Raw genomic sequence first — 24,211 nt, 5'->3', positions numbered from 1 at the left:
AATTTACTCGGTTAACTCCAATCTAATTACTACCTCTTCAGTAATGTCTTCAAATTCACTGTAACCAACGAGCGCCGTCAACTCTTTTTCTAACTTGCTTGCTTGATGTACACCAAATTGGGTTAAGTCACTTAAATCTTGTTGCAGTAATGATGTCATCGGATCGAAAATTGGCGCAGTAGAAAGGCGAATCACGTAAAAGTCACCCATCATTCGCGCTTTCTTTATAAATTGAATCCGCTCTTTTACGCTGTTGAACTCTTGATGAAGCTTTGACTCAATGCCTGTAATTTTATTGCCTACTTTTGCGGCGCTTATGTAGATATCCTGATGTCTGGCTTGAGCACCTTCTACACGTTTTATTGGCTCTGCGATTAATGTGCTTGTCCGGCCTTTAAAGATAGGTTCAAGTGACAACAGTTGATCATGCCCAAGACGGGCAAAAAGCTCAATGTGTTTAGGTAGCGGCAAGTTCACCCCGATAACGGGGGTTTTTATTGAAGATGACGTACTCTTACTGATAAAAATGGGCGTGCTCAGCGTACGCGAGAGCAACATGCAGTGCAGCCTTTCAAGTAGAGCATTACTTGGTAGCGTCTCTTTTTGCGGGATTAGCTTGTCTTGATTGTGCTCGATAATGCTGTTGAAAAAAGCGATTACCTTCATGGTTTGGCTGCTTTCATCAATAACTAGCTGCACGCTACAACCATCTGGGCTTACACGAATTACTCGATATGGCACCGACATTAACGGCAATTTTTTGTCGTAGAGTTGTAATTCTCGAAAGTTGATTCTTACCTCTTGCCCAGAACGTAACATCGTGGGCTCACTTAGCCTAATTCCGAGTCCTCGTTTGGAAAGGTCAACAGTACAACCGCCGGTTCTAGTTTGTCCTGAGTACAACTCTAAAGGTGTTTTAAAACGATAACGAGGCTCTTTACGACGAGACTTTGCATCAAAATAAATGCCCTTTGGATTGCCGATAACTCTTCTCGGATGGCGAAACGCGTTTAATGTATTAGCGGGTAAGCGCGGCTTTTCAGTTAGCAGGTAATCCTGCCCTGATTTTTCGTCAGCAATTTCTTGCAAAATACCAATATGAGTCAGTGATTGAGACGTTTCTGCCAACTCTGGAGAGAATGCTGCTAGGTCTTCCTGTTCTTGCTCTGATAGTTCAAAGATTGAAATTCTAAAGGCGCGCCAACTCTCTCGTTTGCCACCTAAATGCCAAAATAGCTGGCGCTGTTCGCGAGTTGCTTCAGGGCGAAACATCGAATAGAAATAGGTTCGATTCTCGTGCTCGTGAGTAAATGAATAAAGGACATTGGTTGTTCCTTTAACACCAGGCTTAATGAGTGACGCGATGCGTTGCTCGTTGAATAAGGAACCAAACATTTGCTGGTTTCTCTCATCGTGCCAGTATTGCCAAAGCTTTTGATTGTTTGGCGTTAACATTGCTAATTTTAGGTCACTACCATCAAAGAATAGAGGCAAGCTGCTGGTGTGCTTTAGTGCGATGTGCTCATAACCGCGAGTTCGAGCTCGAATAATCTTGTCTTGATTGTCGTGACGAGCCCTTTTAGCAGCACTGTTGAGCGCTTCATCTATCACTTTGGTGACGACATTGGTATCAGTTAAGCGTATGGTTCTGAGGTATCGAACTGAGTCATTTTCGTAACAGTCATCAACCGCGAGTATGCGGTATGCAAGCGGTTTCTCTATACCTGCAACGTTAGATTTGCTGGCAAATTCAGTAAACGTGACCTGAATAATTTCCCCAAGGTTATATTTAAATGCGCTAGGGACTTTGAACTTTGCGCCAGAGCTAGATAAATCAATGCTTAATCCATGAAGAAGCTGTCCTTTAGAACGGCAAATTTCAACTTGAGATTGGACTTTCAAGCGTTTTTCTTGGCGCTTTAAATCGTAGCCTAGGTGAACGGGTTCTGCTAAGAACGGGCTTTTAGGATCCGTTAACGATTGCGTTTTTTGCTGAGTAAGGCGCTTGCTCATTACGCGAAAGTTATTTCGCGTGTTGACCAATGCTTCCCACATTCCTTCCGTGTAGCAGCCAAACTTTTTGATGTTTTTATGGTAAGCGTTGAAAGCAACATCATCCAACCAATGTGGAATACCATCCAAAATATACTCGCGACATTCGCCTTGAACGCGACCTCGCAAATCAATGCTTTTTTTGCATGGAGCCATTAAGCGGTTAAGTTCCATTTTAACCAAAATTTTGGCCGAAGGCGGCTCTTCCTCGGTCAGTTGGCCAAGGACAAAGTCAAAGTCATTCGTACCGTAAACGGGAATGAGTCGTTCTGCGAGCGAGAGAATTTCAGATTGCTGCATTATTTCTGTTAGAGTATGTCGTTACTTTAAATTGTATCGGCTAAGCGAAGTAATACTTAAGTATATCAATAGTTCATTTCAGTTCAGGTCTGACTTGGCTGTGCTTAGTCACATTTGTAGAAAAAATTGAGGCATCATGGCGAAAGCAAAACGAGCGTATGTTTGTAATGATTGTGGCGCGGACTTTCCCCGTTGGCAGGGGCAGTGTAACGCATGTGGTGCATGGAATACGATAACAGAAGTACGTATCGCTGCATCGCCAACCGTTGCTCGCAATGAACGCTTAAGCGGCTACGCTGGTTCCGCAACAGAAGCTACGGTTCAAACGCTATCCGAAATTGATCTGCAAGAAGTACCTCGCTTCACCAGTGGGTTTAAAGAGCTTGACCGCGTGTTGGGTGGTGGTGTTGTGCCAGGTGCCGCAATTTTGATTGGTGGTAACCCTGGTGCAGGTAAATCAACCCTTCTGTTGCAAACCATGTGTAGTTTATCTGCGCAAATGCCAACGCTTTACGTAACCGGTGAAGAGTCGTTACAGCAGGTGGCAATGCGTGCTTCCCGATTGGGCTTGCCGAAAGATCATTTAAAAATGCTATCGGAAACGAACGTCGACAAAATTTGCCAAATCGCCGAAAAAGAGCAGCCTCGTATAATGGTAATAGACTCGATTCAGGTGATGCACGTTTCTGATGTTCAATCGTCGCCTGGCAGTGTTGCTCAGGTACGTGAATCTGCGACGGCTCTGACACGATACGCAAAACAGAATAATGTTGCGGTATTTATTGTTGGTCACGTAACAAAAGATGGTACCCTTGCGGGCCCCAAAGTTCTTGAACACATTATCGACTGTTCGGTACTACTCGATGGTGGAACGGATAGCCGATTCCGCACTTTGCGTAGTCATAAAAACCGTTTTGGTGCTGTGAATGAGCTTGGTGTATTTGCAATGACAGGCCAAGGATTGAAGGAAGTGAGTAACCCATCAGCGATCTTCCTTTCTCGTGGTGAAGAAGAAACATCAGGCTCTTCAGTCATGGTGGTTTGGGAAGGCACGCGCCCTCTACTAGTAGAGATTCAAGCGCTGGTGGATTACTCGCAGTTAGCCAACCCTCGTCGTGTTGCGGTCGGCTTGGAGCAGAACCGCCTATCACTTTTGCTCGCTGTGTTGCATAAGCATGGTGGCTTACAAATGGCAGACCAAGATGTCTTTGTTAATGTGGTTGGCGGTGTTAAGGTGACGGAGACAAGCGCTGATCTTGCTTTAGTTATGGCGCTTTTATCGAGTTTTCGTGACCGTCCACTCCCTAAAGATGTGGTGATTTTTGGTGAGGTAGGGCTTGCGGGCGAAATCCGTCCAGTGCCAAGTGGGCAAGAGCGTTTGAATGAAGCGTTCAAACATGGTTTCAAGAAAGCCATCGTGCCAGCAGCCAACATGCCGAAAGGTGGCATCCCTGGCATGCAAATTCACGGCGTTAAGAAATTGTCGGAAGCGATAGAGGCTTTTGACGAGCTGTAATGCTCATAAGAATGGTATTTGTGCAATCACAAACTGTTCTATCCGTCCTCAATAAAATGCGAATAAAGTACATAAATTGCTGTGTTTGACTATGCTTTGGGGACGGAAATTTCACGTTAAAATTTTTTTTCTTCCATCCGCACGCAAGGGTATCAGTATTGACAGAATGTGATATACTCTGCGCGCACTTTATACCTTATTAACAGAGTAAGACAATGACTGATTTATCAAAATACAGAAACATTGGTATTTTTGCTCACGTAGACGCGGGTAAAACTACCTCTACAGAGCGTATCCTAAAGCTAACTGGTAAGATCCATAAGATCGGTGACACTCACGACGGTTCAACTACTACTGACTTCATGGAGCAGGAAGCTGAGCGTGGTATCACAATCCAGTCTGCAGCAACAACTTGTTTCTGGAACGATCACCGTCTAAACATCATCGATACTCCTGGACACGTTGACTTCACTATCGAAGTTTACCGTTCTCTAAAAGTACTTGACGGTGGTATCGGTGTATTCTGTGGTTCTGGTGGTGTTGAGCCTCAGTCAGAAACTAACTGGCGTTACGCTGACGAATCACACGTATCACGTCTGATCTTCGTTAACAAACTAGACCGTATGGGCGCAGATTTCTACAAAGTTGTAGATCAAGTACAGAACGTACTAGGTGCTACACCTCTAGTTATGACTCTACCTATCGGTATCGAAGAAGATTTCGTAGGTGTTGTAGACGTACTAAGCCAACAAGCTTACGTATGGGATGAGTCTGGCCAACCAGAGAACTACGAAGTTCAAGATATTCCAGCAGACATGGTAGAGAAAGCTGCTGAATACCGTGAAATGCTAATCGAAACTGCTCTAGAGCAAGACGAAGATCTAATGATGGCTTACCTAGAAGAAGGCGAAGAGCCATCTCTAGAAGACATCAAACGTTGTATCCGTAAAGGTACTCGTGATCTAGCATTCTTCCCAACTTACTGTGGTTCAGCGTACAAGAACAAAGGTATCCAACTTATTCTTGACGCGGTAATTGATTACCTACCATCTCCAACAGAAGTTGATCCACAGCCTCTAACTGATTCAGAGACTGGTGAGCCAACTGGTGAAGTTGCGACTGTATCTGCAGACGAGCCACTACGTGCTCTTGCATTTAAGATCATGGATGACCGCTTCGGTGCTCTAACCTTTATCCGCATCTACTCTGGTAAGATGAAGAAAGGTGACACAATCCTTAACTCTGCAACTGGTAAAACAGAGCGTATCGGCCGTATGGTTGAGATGCACGCGGACGAGCGTAACGAAATCGATTCAGCACAAGCTGGTGACATCATCGCTGTAGTTGGTATGAAGAACGTTCAAACTGGTCACACTCTATGTGATCCTAAGCACGAATGTACTCTTGAGCCAATGATCTTCCCAGATCCAGTAATCTCTATCGCAGTTAAGCCTAAAGATAAAGGCGGTTCTGAGAAGATGGGTATCGCGATCGGTAAAATGGTTGCAGAAGATCCATCATTCCAAGTTGAGACTGATGAAGATTCAGGCGAAACTATCCTGAAAGGTATGGGTGAACTTCACCTAGACATCAAGGTAGATATCCTTAAGCGTACTTACGGCGTTGAGCTAGAAGTTGGTGCTCCACAGGTTGCTTACCGTGAAACTATCACTCAAGCAATCGAAGATAGCTACACGCACAAGAAACAGTCTGGTGGTTCTGGTCAGTTCGGTAAGATCGACTACCGCATCAAACCAGGTGAGCCAAACTCTGGCTTCACGTTCAAATCAACAGTTGTTGGTGGTAACGTACCTAAAGAATTCTGGCCTGCAGTTGAGAAAGGCTTTGCGTCAATGATGGAGCACGGTGTTCTAGCTGGCTTCCCTACTCTAGACGTTGAAGTTGAACTATTCGACGGTGGTTTCCACGCAGTTGACTCTTCAGCTATCGCTTACGAAATCGCAGCGAAAGGTGCATTCCGTCAGTCTATGCCTAAAGCTGGCGCGCAACTTCTTGAGCCAATCATGAAAGTTGACGTGTTCACTCCAGAAGATCACGTTGGTGACGTAATCGGTGACCTTAACCGTCGTCGTGGTATGATCAAAGACCAACAAGCAGCTTCTACTGGCGTACGTATCAAGGGTGATGTACCTCTATCAGAAATGTTTGGTTACATCGGTACTCTACGTACTATGACTTCTGGTCGTGGTCAGTTCTCTATGGAGTTCTCACACTACGCACCATGTCCAACAAACGTTGCAGAGCAAGTAATTGCTGACGTTAAAGAGCGTAATGCTAAGAAGTAATTCTTAAGTTAACTCTATAACTTGAAAGCCCCGCTTAGTGCGGGGCTTTTTGTATTTAGCAGTCTTATACGCAGAGCGTGTTTGTTTTATTCCTATTTAGCGTTTGTTTTGATGATTGTTATGATGCCGTTCTAGTGCTGTTGCCTTTTAGGTCAATGGTCTTAAAGTCTGGTACCACTGACTTTTCAAATATTTCTATTTCTTCCTTCAACCATTGCGCAAACAATTGAGCTTTAGGTCTTTTTAAGTAGCCTTTTGGCGCACACAAGTAATACGCAAAGTTGGGCTTGATAGCGATATCTCCAATTCGGACCAATTTGCCAGAACGAAAATATTGATGAGCTAAACTGTGTTTTACTAATGCCACGCCTTGAAGTGATAGTGCAGCCTCAAGCACGAGATGTGATCCACTGTATTTTAAGGTAGGCTTTGCTGCGCAGTGACCCAAGGTTGCTAACCACATATTCCAATCAAGATCAGGCCAAACATCTTCAATCAGCTCAGCTTTGCTTAAATCCTCGATGTTATAGATCCCGTGCTCTTTCTGGTACACCGGATGACAAGCAGGATAAAAAGCTTCGTCCATCAGCCATTGTGATTCTAAATTGGGATATTTTCCTAAACCGTAACGAACACATAAATCTATCTGACTATCTTGAAAAGACACCAAATCATTGGTTGGTTCTAATAGCAAGGCGATATCAGGGTGACGCTGGCGAAAAGCCGTAATTTTCGGGACTAACCAATGATGAGCGAAAGAGGGGAGTGTTGATATCGAAAGGTGGTTCGGGTTTGGATCTTGATTGACTAATCTAACCCCTTGCTGCAAATGAGCAAACCCTCTTTCTGCCTGACTAAACAGTAGCTCTCCCTCTGGTGTGAGCACGATTTTTCTGTGCTGACGAACAAATAGGTCCGTGCCTAAGAACTCTTCTAAATGACGAATTTGCTGACTAATGGCCGCTGGCGTAACAAACAGTTCTTTTGCTGCCGTTTTAAAGCTTCCTTCCTTTGCTGCAACGAAAAAGTAATACAAGCCCTGTAAGGGAGGCATTCGATCTTTCACATTAGTTTTCCTTAACTCTATGGCAGATTCTATCGTTTGAGGATATCAGCGTAGTCGCTGATTATTAAGTGGTCAACATTGTATAGGGATCTTTGAAATGGAAAACATGACACACACTTGTGAGCGTACTATACCTACTGCCCATCAGAGCGGGTTACAGTTAATTTATTCTAAACTGGCGGCTTGGAGAAGGAACTATAAGACACGTCGTCACTTGAGAGAGTTACCAAAGCACCTTTGGGACGATATTGGATTAGGTGAAAGGGAGATTAGTTGTGAAGTGAGTAAGCCATTCTGGAGAGAGTAGTCTATGAGTTTGATTCAAGCTCAAAGTTAAGCTGCACTCCCCAATGGTGTTGAGGAGTGCAAGCAAAATTACAAGTCTTCTTCCCACACGACCAATTCATCTTTTGGCCAATTGTGGCCTATCTCATGATACTTTTGTTCGAGCACATGACGTTTAATTTTAAGCGTTGGCGTCAGTACGCCATTTTCTATACTCCAAGGTTCTTTAATCATTAACACACCTTTGATTTGCTCATGAGAGGCGAGTTCTTGATTCATCCTGGCAATAACTTTACGTGTGGTACGTGCGTATCGCTCTCGATCAAAGTTAGGGAAGTCATGTGGCACAACCAAAAGAATCGGAGCGGGTAGCCCTAAACCGATGAGACACATCATCTCTACGCGACTGTACTCGAAAAGCTTTTTCTCGATAGGAACCGGAGAGACAAATTTACCTTTGGCGGTTTTGAAGTTATCTTTTTTACGGCCTTGAATCGTTAGATAACCATCTGAGTCGATAGCGCCGATATCGCCTGTGTGTAGCCAGCCCTCTGAATCAAAAGACTCTTGGGTGGCAATATCATTTTTGTAGTAGCCAGAAAATAGCCCTTTGCCACGCACCATGATTTCATCATCGGCTGCGATTTTTAACTCAATGCCTGGCCCTGCATTACCGACACTACCAATTTTGTCAGCTCTAAATGGGTAGTTGAGCGTGCTGTAGGCAAATGATTCCGTCATCCCCCAAGCCTCTGTGATATCAAGGCCCACTGAGTGGTACCATTCCAACAGCGCTGGCGAGACAGGTGCAGAGCCACAGCCTAATACTCGAGCCTGATCTAAACCGAGACCATCTGCTAGCTTTTTCTTGATCAAAGAATTGACGAATGGGATTTTCAACAGAATATTGAGCTTCTTCTGTGGAAGTTTGTCTTGAATACGTTGCTGGAATAGCGTCCATAATCGTGGGACGGAGATAAACAGAGTTGGTCGGTGCATCTTCACATCTTCGATAAAAGTGTCCAGTGACTCTGGAAATGCTGTTGGCACGCCACCCATAATCGATGAACCGAAGATATAAACACGCTCTGTAATATGAGCGAGCGGTAAATAAGAGAACAATCGGTCGTTTTCTTGGATACCAATATGATTGATCAGTTGCTGAACAGACCAACTGAATGCGCCGTAAGTTAGCATCGCGCCTTTCGGTAACCCTGATGTGCCTGAGGTATACACCAACGACATTAGCTTGTCATCGTAATGCTGCGGACGCTCTTCACTTGGCATTGCATCTGCAATGAGCGCTTGGTATTCGTGCTTACACTTAGGTGCCGTGTCATAAGGTAGAGCGATGCTAATGAGTTCAGGCATAGCATCAATGACTTGCTGAGTTGCTTTGGGATCATCGAGTTTTCCGCCAATGATCGCTTTACTTTCACTATGAGTCACACAGTATTCGATGGTGTCTGCACCGGCGGTAGGAAAGATTGGCACACTGACATAGTCACCAAGCATCATAGCAAGATCGCAAATAAACCATTCTGCACAGTTTTTAGATACTAACGCGACTTTGTCGCCAGGCTTTACACCAAGCGAGCGTAGTGCGCTGACAAGTTTTAAGGCTTGATCTGCAACATCAGAGAATGTGTACTCAACAAATTGTCGGTTAATAATTTGTTTTAGGTAGACCTCATTTGGACGCTCTTGAGCCCATTTGAGGATCATTTCATTTGGTGGTGGGAGAGCGCAACCAGCAGCGCTATTTAGATTCGGCTGATTCATTTTAAGTGACTCCATGTCTTCTCATTGTATTTATAATTGTTAACGCATTGTTAACTTTAGCATGTTAAATCGCGACACGGGAATGCATTTTGATGAAATATGTGGGGAAGATAGCGTTAGTTATGGTTGAAGTCGGAGCGACTCGATCTAAAAAAGCAATGTGATTGATGCTACGCAAAAGAGAACAGGCTTTTCAGCTGTTATGTCATATCGACTTCATACTAAGAGCACAGGTAAGCAATTTATTTTATTAATAATATTGCGAAAACATAGAATCTATCCTAATTATTTATTAACTAGTGGCTTAGTGTTGAAGATAAGTATAAATGTCTCCTAATTTCTTCAAAGCGCCAAACTTAAAGGTATGTCGTGGTTTTGAAGTAGTTATACTAATCTTACTTTGGAAAGTTAGGAGCTTCACCTCAAGCTATTGCCTGAGATTACTTGGGTACGATCATCAGCAAAAGGAAAGATGTGATGTTACGGAAGACTTTACTGGGTACCTATCTTTGTAGTTTATTCATTGCGGGGAATGCATATGGTGCTGAAGGAGATGATATTCCTCAGCGTGCCCAAACGGTTGGTGATGTTATTGAGCGCCCAGGCGTTCTCACACCTAAAGGTAAATGGTCATTTGATTCGTCTTTAAGCTATACACAAAACTCTTCAAACAAAGTATCTGTTGTTGGGTATACAGTCTTACCAACTCTGATTGTTGGGCGAATTGAAGTGAGTGATTCGGATAGGACTACAGTAACCGTTGGATTAACTGCTCGGTACGGTTTAACAAACGCCACAGAGTTAGAAGTTAGAGTGCCGTATGTGTATCGTAATGACCAAGTTTCTACGCGCCCCATTCAAGATGGTTCAAACAGTGAAGTAGTAAACACAACGGTGGATGGCGGAGGGCTTGGTGATGTAGAGTTCGCATTGAGGCACCAGTTTAACTTTGAGTCTGCGCCATACTGGGTAGGTGGCCTTAGAGTAAAGTCGGATACAGGACGATCGCCTTATGATGTTTCTATTGAAGATGGAAGCAACTCATTTAGTGATGTCCCTACAGGTTCGGGTTTTTGGAGTTTTGAGCCTAATTTATCTCTTATTCACCCTGTTGATCCTGCGGTCTTGTTCGCTAGTCTAAGTTATATTTATAACTTAGAGGATACTGTTACAGTTGGCGACACAAAAGCTGATGTTGAACTTGGAGACACTATTTCTCTTTCAGGAGGAATGGGGTTTGCGGTGAATCCTGATCTTTCATTCTCTTTAGGACTTAGCCATAAAACTATTTTAAAAAGCAAAGTAAATGGCAGATCGGCAGATGATGCTAAGTTGCTTCAATTAGATGCATTAACTTTTGGTATAAACTATGCCTTTAGTGAACGCTCATCTATCAATGTTAGTGCTCAAGCTGGTCTTACAGAAGATACTCCCGACTTTCAATTAACAGTACGAGTACCTTTTAATTTGTAAAATGGATATTAGGCCCTTGAGTCTTGGGCCTAATTTATCGTTAGCGCCTAGTGTTCGCATTATAAATTGATTGGATTATATTGGATAAAGTAGGTATATATTCTTAAAATGATGGTGGCCTATTGATATATCTACCTTTCTTTTGGTATGTAATCATAGATATCAGTCGTTTCTAATATCAAAGAAGCTTAACGTGACAATTTTTCAGATAAAAATGGAAATGCTCATTGAAGGTGGTTCAATAAGGCGTCTTCTAATTGTTGGTTTGCTTTGATTTCCCGTATTACCCCATTTACTTGAGCATCAATGTCTACGAGCGTGCTAAGTCCAATAATACTGTTATCTTTCGTGTTTTGAATAATATTGATAATACTTGAATTTATAAAGTCTGAACTTATTATATTAGGATTTTGAGACGAAGGCATTTTGGGTGAATCTATAGAATCATCTCCAATAATATTTCCTTCACCAAATTGTATGATGTTAACAATACCCTGGTTGAAAATATCTCCACTTTGATTTTCACTATTTGCGCTAATGTTTTTTAAATTACCATTTTCAATTACTAAGTTGGCAATGTTTGTGTTCAAAATATCATCGCCATTTATAGTCGTAGTAATGCTTAATCCAATATTAATAATATACTCGTCCGTAATCTGGAAGCCACCTCGATATTCTTCTAAAGATAAATTTGAAAGAGGAGTAAGTTCTTGCAGGCCAACATCTTTAGCATTCACATTAAAATGAGGTATTAGCATACAAAGCACTAACAAAAATTTATTGTAGTTCATAATGCAGGCCTTTCAGGTTGTTTAGTTCTTAAAGTTATTTAAAACAATGTTACATTAATTTTCACCGGAAACTGGGAGAGTAATGCTAAATACCCCTAAGGAATCTCTAGACACTCCTGTTTTTAATGGTGATCTTTGATATACGGTGAAATTATCATTGGTTATAAAGCTAGACCTTCCCATTTCCGCTTCGTTACGGACCAGTAACACAATTCCTTGGTAATATTTTTCAAACTCATCCAGTTTCATTATCATGGTTCCTCTAGAAGGGTCTCCTAGAATAACTGAGTGATTGTTTATACCTCTGATGACAACAAAATGCATATACCCATCGAAATTAACGAGAGTAATCCCAGGGACGCCGACTTCTTTAATTTTCTCCAATCCTACTTGAAAGCCGTCAGAACGTAACCCTATGGAATCCAAGTAAAACTTCATATCCAACAAAGAAAAACCTTTCTCTTTGATTTTTTCTTTATCACCTTTTTCAAACATGCTTTTGAAGATATCTTGTTCAGATGACTCTGTTGCATAATGAAAAGTGAGAAGAGAAGCCAGGGCGGCAGAGCCACAGCTGAAGTCATACTGTTGGCGAAAAACATCACCGAACACTATTTCTTTGTAGCTTTTAACAGGAACAGAGTAATGTGCTCGGTAAGGTAGCAGTTCTAATGAAATGGCTGATGCTGAATAAACGAGCATCAGCCAAATTACGTTATTTAATACTTTCATATTGTTTACTTGAGTGTCAGGTTAACGACGGTAGAGTTCTGGATTAAAACGTTGTTTCCGCTGTTCTGAATTACGTTGGATATACCCGAACTGTCTGCGAACGCTCCACTTGATAGTATATTGTTACCACTCACGGTGTTTGACGCGACATTATCTGACGAAATACCATTGATATCTGATTCTGCATAAACCAAGTCGAGTTCAACATTTTGTCCACCTCTTGATTCATTCATGATATCCAAGCTAACTTCTCCGCCAGATAATGCAATGTCATCAGCGAGTGCAGTGCAGGCAACTATCATACTCAAAGTACAGATTGCCAAACGCATCGCTTTCTCCTACTAGTCGGTTACTCACCCCCAGTAAACACACTTGCATTAGTTGTAACAGATTGTTGTACAAGTGAATTTGAACCAGCATTCTGACCAACGGTAGTAATACCAGCCGCACCACCAAGACCACCAAGGGTGTTCATGTTTTCAACTCGAACTCGAGTATCATCCGCGTTAGTTGCATAAATAACTGATGCACCTGTAACACCACCCATTAGGCTTGAGCTCGCAACAACCATATCTGTATCCATATGGACTTGATTGAAGCTATCAACATTTGTTGAGCTCGAGTCACTTTGATAGTTACTATTGTCGTTAAAGCTGTTCGAGTTTGTTGTGCTTGAATCAGCGTAGCTACGGTTATCACTCTGGTTACGGTTGTCGCTTTGATTACGATTATCGCTGTTATCGTTAAAGCTACTGTTGATACTAGAGTCACTGTTGTCGTTGTTGCTACGTCTTACAGTAGTACTAGAGTCGCTGTTGTCGTTGTGGCTTCTATTTGTGTTAGTACTTGAATCACTACTATCACTATTTAGGCTCACATCAAGATCAGCACTGGTACTGTTGTCGTTAGCGTTAGACGTACTATTGTCGTTGTGGCTTTGAGCTGTGTTAGTGCTCGAGTTTGAGTTGTCGCTGTTGTTATTAAAGCTGTCATCAACACCAAGAGTTGCACTGTTGTCAGTGTCGCTGTTGTCGTTGAAGCTATGACCAATACCTAGTGACGCACTATTATCGCTGTTGTCGTTGAAGCTATCACCAACACCGAGAGATGCGCTATTGTCACTGTTATCATTGAAGCTGCCAGATAAACCGATATCGGTATTAGCGCTGTCAGTCCATTGCATGTTGTCGTCTCCATCATCGATCTCATTCGCGATTAGAGAGCCACTAAATAAAATTGCTGACATTGCTAAAGCAAGCCCTGTTTTGTTTAGAGTCATAACGATTACTCCATTTCCTGTTATTCCTGATTAAAAATGACTGCACTTAACTTCTTGCTGCTTCCTTCAAATGTTGTGGGAAGCGATGAAATTATAAGAAAGGATCAGTGAAAGCTGTTCTCATTATTGAGAATGATTCAGGCTGGAAGGGAGTATTTAGGTGCGTCTCTTTAAGGTGTTAAAGAAAAAAATAACATAATCATAATGTTATTTTTTGTATTTACTTTAAGTACTCATCAAGTATGAAATGAAGCCAATATAAAGAAGTAATTCGTTCTATTGCACTGAGCGGAGCAGTCATCCATTTTTTATAAATGGTATTTTATCCAATTATTATCTTTATTATTTAATATTATAAATCATATCCTTATGCTAACACAGGTTGAAAAGTATGGATAAAAATATAACATGTTCATACTTTTTAAGTCTTTTTCGGTGCTGAAAAGCAATGCGATATCATTCTGAAGTGCTATATTTTCTACTTAAAATGAAGATAAATTCTCTTTGCTATCCCCAATTAATTTTCTAACGGGGGTTGGTGAAACAGGTAAGTTAATGTGGTGGGACTATGGAAAAGAAGCACTTGATACTGCTAGCTGAGAGTAATTTACAAAGTAACTTAATAAAAAAACAGCTGTCTTCCATTCATGATGTCGATGTAAAGATAATGCAACCAGATGAAGTGGTGTTCAGAAGTCACTCACTCAGTATCGATTTGATGTTTATTGATTACGATTTTATGCGTCAGCTTGAAGTACAAGGAAAGTTACCAGATTTTGATCTATTTGGGTGGTCCTTTATGCTTCACAACGTCCCTTGTGAAAAAGTACAAACGGACTTACTGCATTGGAAGTTGTTAAAAGGAATTTTGCTCCGAAGTGCATCAGTGACACATATATGTGATGGCGCGGAATACGTACTGAAAGGTGGGTTGTGGCTACCAAGAATGTACCTAGAGAAGTTAGTCCTCAATTATCGGCATGCAAATTTGTCCGAAGAACAGCAGCATGATGAGTTAACATGCAGAGAAAAACAGATTCTAGAGCTACTTGTGTACGGCATTTCAAATCAACAAATTGCTTCAAGACTTTTTTTATCTGAAAGTACAGTGAAAAGCCATATATACAAGTTGTACAAAAAACTCGATGTCCATTCTCGTCATGATGCAGTTAAGTTGGTAAGAATGAACAATGGCTTAACCGAGAGAAGTTAAGTCATAATTTGTGATGCTCTTTTTATCGGGGTCTGTTCCGTTTTCACTATCTAATCTAAGCAAGGGCACTCGTATTTGAGTGCCCGTGGTTTATCTAGATTCAATAGTTGGCGTATCAGCAGGCTACATCATGCCCGTGACAAGGCCTGCTGCCACAAAAAACACGATCATCCATAGTACCGAAAGGTTGAGCTTTTTGTGTAGATAGAAACCCGCAATCACTAACGCCATGTCGATGGGAGCAACAACTGCGCTGCTAAATACTGGCTGGTAAAGTGCCGCGAGTAGCAACCCTACTACCGAGGCATTTACACCGTTGATGGCGCCGGAGACCAGCGGTTTGCCTGCCAGTGCTTGCCAGTTTTTAAGAACGCCAAGCAGTAAAAGAAACCCTGGGAGGAATACGCCAAGCGTTGCGATCAGAGCGCCTAAAATTGGCGTATCCGAAAGCTCATAACCGATAAAAGTCGCAAAGGTGAACATTGGCCCCGGTACAGCTTGTGCAGCGGCGTAGCCTGTTAAAAATGCATCTTGGCTGAGCTGGTCGCCAACAATGTTTTGCAGAAGCGGCAGCACCACATGACCGCCACCAAACACTAAACTACCAGCTTGGAAAAAATCACTAAACAGCCCAAGCAAAGGTAACGTATGAGCCACTAATGGTAAGCCGAGTAAAAGCACCGCAAATAGAGCCAATGGCGCGATAGACGGTTTAAACGGCTCGGCTGATGACGCGGAGTCTTTCTTCAGATATCGCGTACCGACAAAACCTGCTGCGATCAACACGAACATTTGCGTCATGATGCTTGGTGCCACCAGCAACGCAATCGCAGTCGCGACGCACAAACCCGCGGTCAGTTTACTTTGGCAGAAGTTTTTGTACATGCCCCAAGTCGCATCCGCCACGACGACGACTGCGAGCAGTTTTAGGCCGTGAACGATGTTTTGGAACACTGCGGTGTCGGTGATTTGGCTGCTCACCATCGCCAGCGCCAACATGATGATCACCGAAGGAAGAGTGAATCCGACAAATGCTGCGCATGCGCCACCTAAACCGCCGCGTTTATAACCTAAAGCAAAGCCAACTTGGCTTGAGCCCGGTCCCGGCAAAAACTGACTGAGTGCGACAATTTGCGCGTACTCGCTGTCATCAAGCCATTTCAGTTTCTCAACAAAGGTTTGGCGAAAATAACCAATATGAGCCGCCGGGCCGCCGAAGCTGAACCAACCCAGCCAGAAAAAAGTTTTGAATATGGTGAACATGTCGAGCCTGTTTATCTAAAAAGCATTGTTGCTAATTTATCGAATGCTCTAAAATGACTCAAATTGATGATTTTAATTTCATCTATGAATGAAATGGGATGAGGATGTTGGAGTGAAAGAGGACATTCAGTGGCGCAACATTGACTTGAACTTATTGGTGACGTTTTCCTACTTGTATCGCTATCGAAGCGTTAGCGTCGCGGCAGAGAAAAGTTACGTTAGCCAGTCGGCGATGAGTCATAGTTTGTCTCGTTTAAGGTTGTTGTTTGACGACCCGCTTTTTGAGCGAAAAGGGCACAATATGGAGCCCACCGAGCACGCTCACCACATCGCGCCAACTGTGCATCACTTGTTGGATTCTATCGCCAAAGACTTGCTCACTAAGTCTGCCTTCCAACCTGAAAATTACGCGGGTGTATGTCGCATCGGGTTAACGGATTATGCCGAGTTTATCTTTGCTCCTCGGCTTTATGACGAAATACGCCAGCGCGCCCCAGAGGCGCAGATCAGTTTTATTAACGTCAATCGTAGCAACTACGTGGCATTAACTGAGCACGAAAAGCTCGATGTCATTATTGGCAGCATGCCGGTGTTGGATGACAACTTTGAGAGCTTGTACTTGTACACCGAAAAACACGTGTGCATGTGTGATAAACAGGTGTTGAAAGGGGAAACACAGCTGTCTCTGGAAGCGTTCGCGAACATCGAGCAAGCTATGGTAAGTCCCGATGGGAGCTTAAAGACACAAGTAGACCAAAAGCTCGCAGAACATGGCTTGAGCCGCAAAGTCACCGTGGCGTCGCGCAACTTTCTCACTATTCGGCATCTATTGAAAAAGCGCGATCTCATTGCCATCGTGCCAGAAAAAATGGCGTTGGCGGAGGGCTTTTCGGACGATCTCATTACTGTTAAGCCGCCGATCGCCGTTGCGGATTTTGATATTGCCATGCTGTGGCATTCCAGCCGAAACAATGAAGACAAAGGCATTTGGCTACGCGAGTTGGTTTCTTCGACCATCACCTCTAAATGATAAACATTAGGGGCACTCATGGTGCTTAGAGTGATTTGTTGTTGAACTTCTTACTACCCGCTGAGTTATCGGCGTTACGCCGAAACAGTACTGATTGTGCAAAATGAATATCTTGGGTTAGGGGGGGATGTTCCAGATTTAATTCATAAAAGAGATTAATGGAAAAGGTATCATTGAGTTGTACCACGTAGTTTAAGCTCTGTTTGAACGTATACATGAAGAGGGAGTAAGCGTCCATCTCGGTATTTTTCCACTAGTAAGTTCACTCCCTGAGTTCCCATCAACTCAGAGTGAATACGAATTGTAGACAACGGCGGAAAGGTAAAGCGAGCAGTAGGAATATCATTCATACTAATCAGCGTAATATCCTCTGGTATCTTTAAGCCAAATTCATGGATTGCACGTACTATGCCAATCGCGATGGAGTCTGAATCAATGAATACTGCTTTCGGGAAGTCACCTTTGGCTAGCATCTCTTTCGCTAAGTTATAACCGGACAAACTAGAGCAGGCACAATAGTGTATATCATGTTCTGCGACCACGCCTTTTAGATAGCCATAGTCCAAAAACACATTTTCACGAGTGTCAGCTGCGTCGTGCTTGTCTTGACCGCCAATATAACCGATGCGGCGGTGGCCTCGTTGTACAAAGAAATCAACTACTTGCCTACTGATTCGAATAAGGTCGACATCAACGCAATCATAAGGGCAGGTTGGATCTGAAAAGTTTATGTAGCAAATGCTATCGGCTAGACGTTTAGGTAATTTATCTACTACCTTTTGGTCGACATTTCCGACTAAAAGGACACCTGTTATCTTTTTCGTTTCAACATCAATTTCACTGTTATAGCAATTGGTTAGCGTAATACCTAATTTGTCGCATTGCGTTTCAATCCCATGACGAATTGATAAGTAGTAAGGGTCATTCACCTCTGTTTCTTGTTTGTAGTTATATAAGGCTAAAAAGTGATGTTTTTGCTTAGCTTCTTTGATGCCTTTCTTCGAGCTACTGGTGCGGTACTCCAGTTTTTCTGCAATTTCCAAAATGCGGTATTTGGTTTCTTCTTTAACGCTCAACGTTGGGTCGTTGTTCAAAACCCGCGATACGGTTGCAAGTGAGACGCCTGCTTCAATGGCGATATCTTTTAGCTTTGCCATGTAAATTTCCCGTTGGCACTGCCCAAGTGTGAGCTCAATAATCTGACTATTTTAAACAGCTACTTAGATATGCACAAACCTTTAGTAAGACAGTCCTAAACACTTTAAATCATCATATCAAGCCAAATTGTTTTCATGAAATAGACTCTATTGAGTAATAAATAAAGCCGTAAACGTAAGGATTATATTGCTGTAAAAATACTGAAAAACGCGACTGGTTTGGAAACTTGCTACTTGTGGTAACTCTAGTACTTAATAGGACTCGAGCTGTTTAGAGTTTAATCAAGCAAACGTTTTATTGTTCATGTTTATGTTTTGTGTCTCATTTTATAAACAAATCAATAGGAAAGTATTCAACTCTATTTATAATCTCCGCGCTTTTAAAAGCTGTCTAACAGTATGAAAAATTAGGAAATTATAATGAAAAAAGTATTGCCATTATTGGCTTTAGGTGCAGTGGTTGCTTCAGCATCAGTTCAAGCAAAAGGTAACTGGTATGTTGGTGCTGATTTGGTAAATTCAGATCTTAAAGTTAAAAGCTTGTCAAAAGATCTTTCTGCGACAGGTCTTAGCCTTGCTGTAGGTAAAGAGCTTCAATATTCAGAAAACTTCAAACTAGCTTTTGAAGGTGAGTACATATACTTTGGCGACTTTGAAGAAACATTTTCTTACATGGGGTGGCCGGTTAAATTTAGTGTTGATGCTTCTGCGTTCAATTTCAATGCGAAGCCTAAATACCAATTTGCAGGTACAGGCTTCTATGTTGGTGCGATTGCTGGCCTTGGTGTAATGAGTGTTTCTTATGAAGTGAAATCATCTAGCACTGTTACCGATGATGGTCGTGATGTAGGCTTTAACTACGGTGTTGAGGCTGGTTATGAGTTCGCTTCAGGTTTGGTTGTATCTGGTGGCTACCGTGCTTCTTCGGTAAGTATTGATGCCGAAAACGGTGGCAGCGAAGATTTTGATTTTGACAGCCTGTACGTTGGTGTTGATTACAAGTTTTAAGCTCGCGTAAGCAAAACATAGATACTAAAAAGGAGCCGTTAGGCTCCTTTTTTTATTAGATTATCAATCAACTCATAATGGTGATCTTGTACGCCTGCAAGGTTGCCATATTTGGGTTGGTGGCGGTCATTTTCTTTCGCGTGTTGCCAGCCAATGGTGTGACGCACAAAATGCTCTGCAAACGCGTGGGAAACTTCCAAGCAACCTGCCAGTACGGTATCAACATAACTTTGCATGATTGGGCTCTTTTCGCATGGTGGTAGTGGCTCGTCTTTTACGTAAACCCAAATGTCATGTTCTTGGTTAAAACTCGCATCTGTTTCGATTTGATCTGGCTGAAGTTGAATACGATGATAACCTCGCTCACGGCGGTCGAATTCTGCGAGCGCTTCTTCATTTACTTCGAGTAAAACGCCATTAACCTGTCCATCGCCTTGGTTCACCACTAATGGAGAGAGGCTGTAGCTGTCGTCAATCTTCCCCCAGTAGCGAACCAACCCATGTGCTATGACGGGAATGGCTTCTCCCGTTTGTCCGGTTAACTTACGCGACGCAGAATTAATCAAACTGCCATAGCCAAATATGTACATTGTCGTTGCATCCCTTAACTGATAGTTGTGCCTCTCATGTTTATACCTAACCCGCATCTGAAGCACAACTTTACCTCTTAAGTATAATCTTAATTATAAACATGTATTTTTTATACATGTTTATGGTAGCATCAATATGTAGTTGAGTTAACCAGCATCGAGAGACGCTTGAGGGCAAGATAATGCTGAATATCACCGATAAAAAAGTAGAAGAAAAAATCCCCGCATGGCTGCGATTAGGCTTTCGGCCGTTTTTTCTGTTTGGGTCGATTTACGCCATTGTTGCGATTGCGTTGTGGGTGTGGATGTTCCAAGGCGGACAGCCAAACGCATTAGCCGTGCCTGCATTGTGGTGGCACGTACATGAAATGTTGTTCGGTTTTTCGATGGCCATTGTAGTTGGCTTTGTACTGACCGCGGTACAAAACTGGACTGGCATTAATGGTACCAAGCATTACATGCTTCTGGCTTTATTTGGCTTGTGGTTAGTGCCCCGCATATTGCTTTGGACACCAGCACCGTTATGGTTAACCAGCAGTATCGAAGCGGTATTTTTACTGTTTGTCGCCTATGAGGTGGGCATTCGTGTGTATCGAGCCAAAGGTTGGCGTAATTTGTTTTTCGTTCCACTGTTTCTTTTGGCCATCTTTGCGAACTTTGCAAGCTACGCAACGATAAAAGGTATGCCGCCCTTTAGCTCTTCAGCGGTGTGGCAAGCAATGCTGTGGTGGTTTACCTTGCTGTTGTCAGTGATGGGCGGACGTGTGATTCCATTTTTTACTGCGCGTCGATTTAATTTCGAAAAAGCGCAACCATTGGCTTGGTTAGAGTGGCTCGCGAATTTGCCGTTGGTAATGCTATTTGTGCTGAGCTTTTTCCCTGTGACGTTTGCAGAACTAGGTAGTCCTTTGATGTTGTTTGCAGGTGTTGCTCAGTTGGTGCGTTTTGTTCGCTGGAAACCTTGGTTAACCCTGAGCGAGCCTTTAGTGTGGTCGCTGCATGCTGCGTATTTGTGTTTACCACTAAGCTTAATTTTGCGAGGCGTCTGGGGAGATGCATTTGCCAGCCATAACCTCATTCACCTGTTTGCGATAGGTGCGTTAGGCGGTTTGATTTTAGCGATGATTGCACGGGTGACGATGGGACATACTGGTCGCATGATCTACAAAGGACCAAACATGAGCCTTGCGTTTGCAGCGATTACCGCGGCAGCTTTGGTTCGCAGTTTCGCCGTGATCTTTGACCCAGCGAACATGATGCTGTGGATTGATATCAGCGGCGGATTATGGATTGTTGCGTTTGGGCTATTTGTGTGGCGCTTTGGTGTGATGCTTGTGACCCCTCGTGTGGATGGTCACCCCGGATAAGATTCTAATGTGAGTAGAGAAAAGAGGAGCCGCGTGCTCCTCTTTTGGTTTTTGTTCTTTATAGGTTTAGTGTTTACTCGTCTTCGTCGTCCGCTTTATTCGTGAGCCCCAAGCGTTTAAATAGCCACCACTCTAGACCAAAAATGACAATTAAGGCGATACAGAACCAGGTGAATGCCATGGTGGATTCCACACCTGGCATTCCACCAACATTGATACCGAGTAAACCTGTTAAGAAGCTGGTTGGTAGAAAAATCGTTGCTACCAAAGTAAACAGGTAACTGTTTTTATTGGTTTTCTCATCACGATGATGTTTGATCTCTTCTTGGAAAAGCGCCACTTCTCCAAGATAAAACTCAAGTGTTTCATTTATGCGCGTAATATTATTGTGTGCGAAGCGATATTGATGAGGTCTCAAAGCAATCAATTCTGATTCTGACTCCACAAGATCACGGATAGCGTACTGCTGAGGGCGAATAAAACGCTTGATAGAAATCAGTGCTTTTTGAGTCGCCATATGTTTGTACGTCGATTCATCATTCACGTCGAACTGGTTTAGTGTTTCTTCAATTGTATCAAGGTAAATGTCTATTTTACTGTTTAATCCTTCAATGATCTGATGAAGTAAACTAGCAAGACTTTTTGGGCCTTTGTGTTCCGCTAATGCTTGGCGAATCTCCATGATCGCGCGTGATGGAATTTTACGAGTTGAAATGAGTGCGCCTTGAAAGTAGAGAATTCGAATACTAAGCATATCTTCTGGTGATGCATTGCCGTTCATATTGACGCCTCGTAAAATCAACATGAAGTTCTCGTCATCTAAAGGATGGAAAGATGGTCGGCTTTCGTCGGCTAATAGATGATCAACCGTTGCACGAGGCACTTGGTTCTGCTCCAGCCAACCACGAATATCAGGATGCAGCCGTTCGCAATGGTACCAATGCTTAGCTTGAATTTGCTCTGCCGTGGTGGATTGTTGAGTTGCTTCTGGGGTTGAGAAGTCCCAATGTTCAATCATAAAACCCATTTTCTTTTCCTTGTTTGAGCCGATACCAAAATAACCTCAAGATACTTCTTTCGCGAGAATTGCATTGCCATACAGAGGCAATACTCTAAGTACGGTACTCTGAAGTCATTGATGCATTATTTTTCAAATGAGTATGATTGTATTTAACGCCAAATGTCTATGAATAGTTGTTCTTATTTGCAATCGAGTGGAGCGCACCAAGGTGTTGTGCTTAAACAACAAAACAAAAAGCCTGCAACTAAGCAGGCTTTATTGTGGGGGGAGGGAGGGGAGCTGTTAGCCAACTTGAGAAAGATTAACCACTTTCTGTTGTAGCTTTTTCTTTAAATAGTCCGTTAAGGCCTGTTTTTCTTCCTCGTTCATGTAAAGACCAAGCTTAGTACGGCGCCATAAAATGTCTTCATCGGTCATTGCCATTTCATGGTTCATTAAGTAATCGATCTCACGTTGGTAAACACCACCGGCTTGTGTCGAGAACGTTTGTCCTAAGTCAGCTTCACTTGTTGTACCTTCCATTAAGTTCCACGTTTGGGTACCAAACTGAGTGACATAACGAAGAATCAATGCTTCTGGCGCCCAAGTGTATTTAGCATGAATTTGTTTCGCTAATTGTTCACGACTACAGCTGAAGTTACCACCAGGAAGGGTTTGGTTGGCCGTCCAGTCTTTACCCATTTCAGGTAGGAACGGAGCAAGTTTCTTCATTGCTGCTTCACCTAACTTACGGTAGGTCGTTAACTTACCACCAAAAACAGAAAGCAGAGGTGCATGGTCGTATTCCGCATCGAGCTCTAGCGTGTAGTCTCGTGTGATTGCTTGCGGAGAGTCAGATTCATCGTCACATAAAGGACGAACACCGCTGTATGTCCAAACTACATCTTCGCGAGTCAACTGGTGGACAAAGTGTTGGTTTACGATATCAATGAGGTAATCGACTTCGTCATCTGAGATCGACACTTCACGTGGGTCACCTTTGTATTCCACATCTGTTGTACCAATGATTGAGAACTTATCTAAGTAAGGAATCATAAATACGATGCGATTGTCTTTGTTTTGAAGAATGTAGGCTTGCGGTTCGTTGTGGATACGAGGAACAACGATGTGCGAGCCTTTGATTAAGCGAATGTTACGAGGAGAGGCTTGCTCTAATCCATCATCAAAGAACTGTTTTACCCAAGGCCCCGCAGCATTGACTAACGCTTTCGCTTTACGTTCGAAACGTTGGTCTGTCATCACATCGTGAATAGTAACATGCCAGATACCACCTTCACGGTGTGCTTTTTCCACGCGGCAGTAGTTACGCACTTCAGCATGGTTTTCGCGAGCCGCAAGAACGTTCAGTAATACTAAACGTGCATCATCAACCCAACAGTCAGAGTATTCGAAACCCGTTTTCATCTCTGGTTTTAGCAAGCCAGATTTCGCAAGGTTGACGGTTTTACTGCCTTGCAGCGTCGTACGTTTACCCAAGTTATCGTAAAGGAAAAGGCCACAACGAATCATCCAAGCTGGGCGTAGGAATGGGCGATGCGGTAAACGGAAACGCATTGGTAATGCGACGTGTGGTGCTTTACGAAGAATAACCTCACGCTCTGCGAGCGCTTCCGAAACTAAACGAAACTCGTAGTGTTCAAGGTAGCGTAAACCGCCGTGTATCAGTTTAGAACTTGCTGAAGAAGTCGCAGATGCGAAGTCATGTGCTTCATATAAGCCAACACTCAAACCTCGGCCAGCTGCGTCTGCTGCAATACCAGCTCCGTTAATGCCGCCACCGATTACGATCAAGTCTAAGGTAGTGGATGAGCTAGTAGTGGAAGCATTATTTTGTATACTCATAAATTTGACCTCTTGGTGAGCGAACGAGCATTTTAGAACATAATGTAATCCTAGCTCAGGTTTCGTTTGTGATCATCTATTATTTTCGTTTGTGAGCGTTTTGTGTGATTTAGACACAAAAAAAACCTCTGTCTAATT

The 24,211-nt window shown here is 42.9% G+C and carries 20 protein-coding genes; 8 read left to right on the top strand and 12 right to left on the bottom strand.

The genetic code is table 11. The features are described from left to right. Nucleotides 1–3: 3 nt before the first annotated feature. Nucleotides 4–2,352, bottom strand: coding sequence for a PilZ domain-containing protein (locus KJB35_RS22085; RefSeq protein ID WP_149192407.1), 2,349 nt, complete (start codon nt 2,350–2,352; stop codon nt 4–6). A gap of 136 nt (nt 2,353–2,488) precedes the next feature. On the opposite strand from KJB35_RS22085, the gene radA reads away from it, so the two are divergent. Both radA and fusA read left to right on the top strand, forming a co-directional pair. Beyond that, a complete protein-coding gene (radA, locus tag KJB35_RS22080; protein ID WP_005386443.1) occupies nt 2,489–3,868 on the top strand; it encodes a DNA repair protein RadA in 1,380 nt (459 codons plus the stop codon). Nucleotides 3,869–4,083: 215 nt separating this feature from the next. Next, nucleotides 4,084–6,174, top strand: a complete 2,091-nt coding sequence (fusA, locus tag KJB35_RS22075) for an elongation factor G (protein WP_005386444.1) — start codon at nt 4,084–4,086, stop codon at nt 6,172–6,174. 118 nt (nt 6,175–6,292) lie between these two features. Here the strand turns inward: fusA and KJB35_RS22070 are convergent, their stop codons facing one another. Further along, a complete protein-coding gene (locus KJB35_RS22070; RefSeq protein WP_017820432.1) occupies nt 6,293–7,240 on the bottom strand; it encodes a LysR substrate-binding domain-containing protein in 948 nt (315 codons plus the stop codon). A gap of 97 nt (nt 7,241–7,337) precedes the next feature. Here KJB35_RS22070 and KJB35_RS22065 point away from each other — a divergent pair, with 97 nt between their 5' ends. Next, entirely contained in the window at nt 7,338–7,547 is a 210-nt protein-coding gene (locus KJB35_RS22065; RefSeq protein WP_005380156.1) for a DUF1127 domain-containing protein, read from the top strand. A 68-nt stretch (nt 7,548–7,615) separates the two neighbouring features. Here KJB35_RS22065 and KJB35_RS22060 read toward each other — a convergent pair whose 3' ends face one another. Beyond that, on the bottom strand, nt 7,616–9,307 hold the full coding sequence (locus tag KJB35_RS22060; protein WP_005391687.1) for an AMP-binding protein: 1,692 nt from the start codon (nt 9,305–9,307) through the stop codon (nt 7,616–7,618). 477 nt (nt 9,308–9,784) lie between these two features. Here KJB35_RS22060 and KJB35_RS22055 point away from each other — a divergent pair, with 477 nt between their 5' ends. Further along, nucleotides 9,785–10,780 (top strand): transporter, encoded by a 996-nt coding sequence (locus KJB35_RS22055; protein ID WP_005380160.1) that lies wholly within the window; start codon nt 9,785–9,787, stop codon nt 10,778–10,780. A gap of 224 nt (nt 10,781–11,004) precedes the next feature. On the opposite strand, the gene KJB35_RS22050 is transcribed toward KJB35_RS22055, so the two are convergent. From KJB35_RS22050 to KJB35_RS22035, 4 genes are read right to left on the bottom strand one after another with little or no spacing between them, the layout of a single operon-like run. Then, on the bottom strand, nt 11,005–11,571 hold the full coding sequence (locus tag KJB35_RS22050; protein ID WP_005380163.1) for a hypothetical protein: 567 nt from the start codon (nt 11,569–11,571) through the stop codon (nt 11,005–11,007). A 54-nt stretch (nt 11,572–11,625) separates the two neighbouring features. Beyond that, the gene (locus KJB35_RS22045) at nt 11,626–12,303 is read right to left on the bottom strand and encodes a C39 family peptidase (RefSeq protein ID WP_033905563.1); all 678 of its coding nucleotides are present in this window, start codon (nt 12,301–12,303) and stop codon (nt 11,626–11,628) included. Nucleotides 12,304–12,308: 5 nt separating this feature from the next. After that, nucleotides 12,309–12,632 (bottom strand): hypothetical protein, encoded by a 324-nt coding sequence (locus KJB35_RS22040; RefSeq protein ID WP_005380167.1) that lies wholly within the window; start codon nt 12,630–12,632, stop codon nt 12,309–12,311. 20 nt (nt 12,633–12,652) lie between these two features. Then, nucleotides 12,653–13,582 carry a hypothetical protein gene (locus tag KJB35_RS22035; protein WP_005391691.1) on the bottom strand — a complete coding sequence of 310 codons (930 nt, stop codon included), beginning with the start codon at nt 13,580–13,582 and terminating at the stop codon, nt 12,653–12,655. Between the two features lie 568 nt (nt 13,583–14,150). Here KJB35_RS22035 and KJB35_RS22030 point away from each other — a divergent pair. Continuing rightward, nucleotides 14,151–14,795, top strand: a complete 645-nt coding sequence (locus tag KJB35_RS22030; protein WP_005380169.1) for a helix-turn-helix transcriptional regulator — start codon at nt 14,151–14,153, stop codon at nt 14,793–14,795. A gap of 123 nt (nt 14,796–14,918) precedes the next feature. Here KJB35_RS22030 and chrA read toward each other — a convergent pair whose 3' ends face one another. Then, nucleotides 14,919–16,058, bottom strand: a complete 1,140-nt coding sequence (gene chrA / locus KJB35_RS22025; protein ID WP_017820434.1) for a chromate efflux transporter — start codon at nt 16,056–16,058, stop codon at nt 14,919–14,921. Nucleotides 16,059–16,146: 88 nt separating this feature from the next. Between chrA and KJB35_RS22020 the strand changes: the two genes are divergently transcribed. Beyond that, on the top strand, nt 16,147–17,088 hold the full coding sequence (locus KJB35_RS22020) for a LysR family transcriptional regulator (protein WP_213907995.1): 942 nt from the start codon (nt 16,147–16,149) through the stop codon (nt 17,086–17,088). A 170-nt stretch (nt 17,089–17,258) separates the two neighbouring features. Here KJB35_RS22020 and ebgR read toward each other — a convergent pair whose 3' ends face one another. Next, nucleotides 17,259–18,245, bottom strand: a complete 987-nt coding sequence (gene ebgR / locus KJB35_RS22015) for a transcriptional regulator EbgR (RefSeq protein ID WP_025768213.1) — start codon at nt 18,243–18,245, stop codon at nt 17,259–17,261. 420 nt (nt 18,246–18,665) lie between these two features. Here ebgR and KJB35_RS22010 point away from each other — a divergent pair, with 420 nt between their 5' ends. Continuing rightward, nucleotides 18,666–19,253, top strand: coding sequence for an outer membrane beta-barrel protein (locus KJB35_RS22010; protein ID WP_017820436.1), 588 nt, complete (start codon nt 18,666–18,668; stop codon nt 19,251–19,253). Nucleotides 19,254–19,291: 38 nt separating this feature from the next. On the opposite strand, the gene KJB35_RS22005 is transcribed toward KJB35_RS22010, so the two are convergent. Next, on the bottom strand, nt 19,292–19,843 hold the full coding sequence (locus KJB35_RS22005; RefSeq protein WP_025768214.1) for a gamma-glutamylcyclotransferase family protein: 552 nt from the start codon (nt 19,841–19,843) through the stop codon (nt 19,292–19,294). 182 nt (nt 19,844–20,025) lie between these two features. On the opposite strand from KJB35_RS22005, the gene KJB35_RS22000 reads away from it, so the two are divergent. Next, entirely contained in the window at nt 20,026–21,210 is a 1,185-nt protein-coding gene (locus KJB35_RS22000; RefSeq protein WP_213907994.1) for an NnrS family protein, read from the top strand. A 73-nt stretch (nt 21,211–21,283) separates the two neighbouring features. Here the strand turns inward: KJB35_RS22000 and KJB35_RS21995 are convergent, their stop codons facing one another. Continuing rightward, a complete protein-coding gene (locus KJB35_RS21995) occupies nt 21,284–22,237 on the bottom strand; it encodes a CorA family divalent cation transporter (RefSeq protein WP_005391702.1) in 954 nt (317 codons plus the stop codon). A gap of 276 nt (nt 22,238–22,513) precedes the next feature. Further along, a complete protein-coding gene (gene glpD / locus KJB35_RS21990) occupies nt 22,514–24,073 on the bottom strand; it encodes a glycerol-3-phosphate dehydrogenase (RefSeq protein WP_005391703.1) in 1,560 nt (519 codons plus the stop codon). Nucleotides 24,074–24,211 lie beyond the last annotated feature (138 nt).

It is taken from the genome of Vibrio sp. D431a (genome assembly GCF_030248655.1).
Classification (GTDB): domain Bacteria; phylum Pseudomonadota; class Gammaproteobacteria; order Enterobacterales; family Vibrionaceae; genus Vibrio; species Vibrio alginolyticus.
The sequence above is the reverse complement of the archived record's forward strand: the minus strand, read 5'-3'. Positions and strand labels throughout refer to the sequence as shown.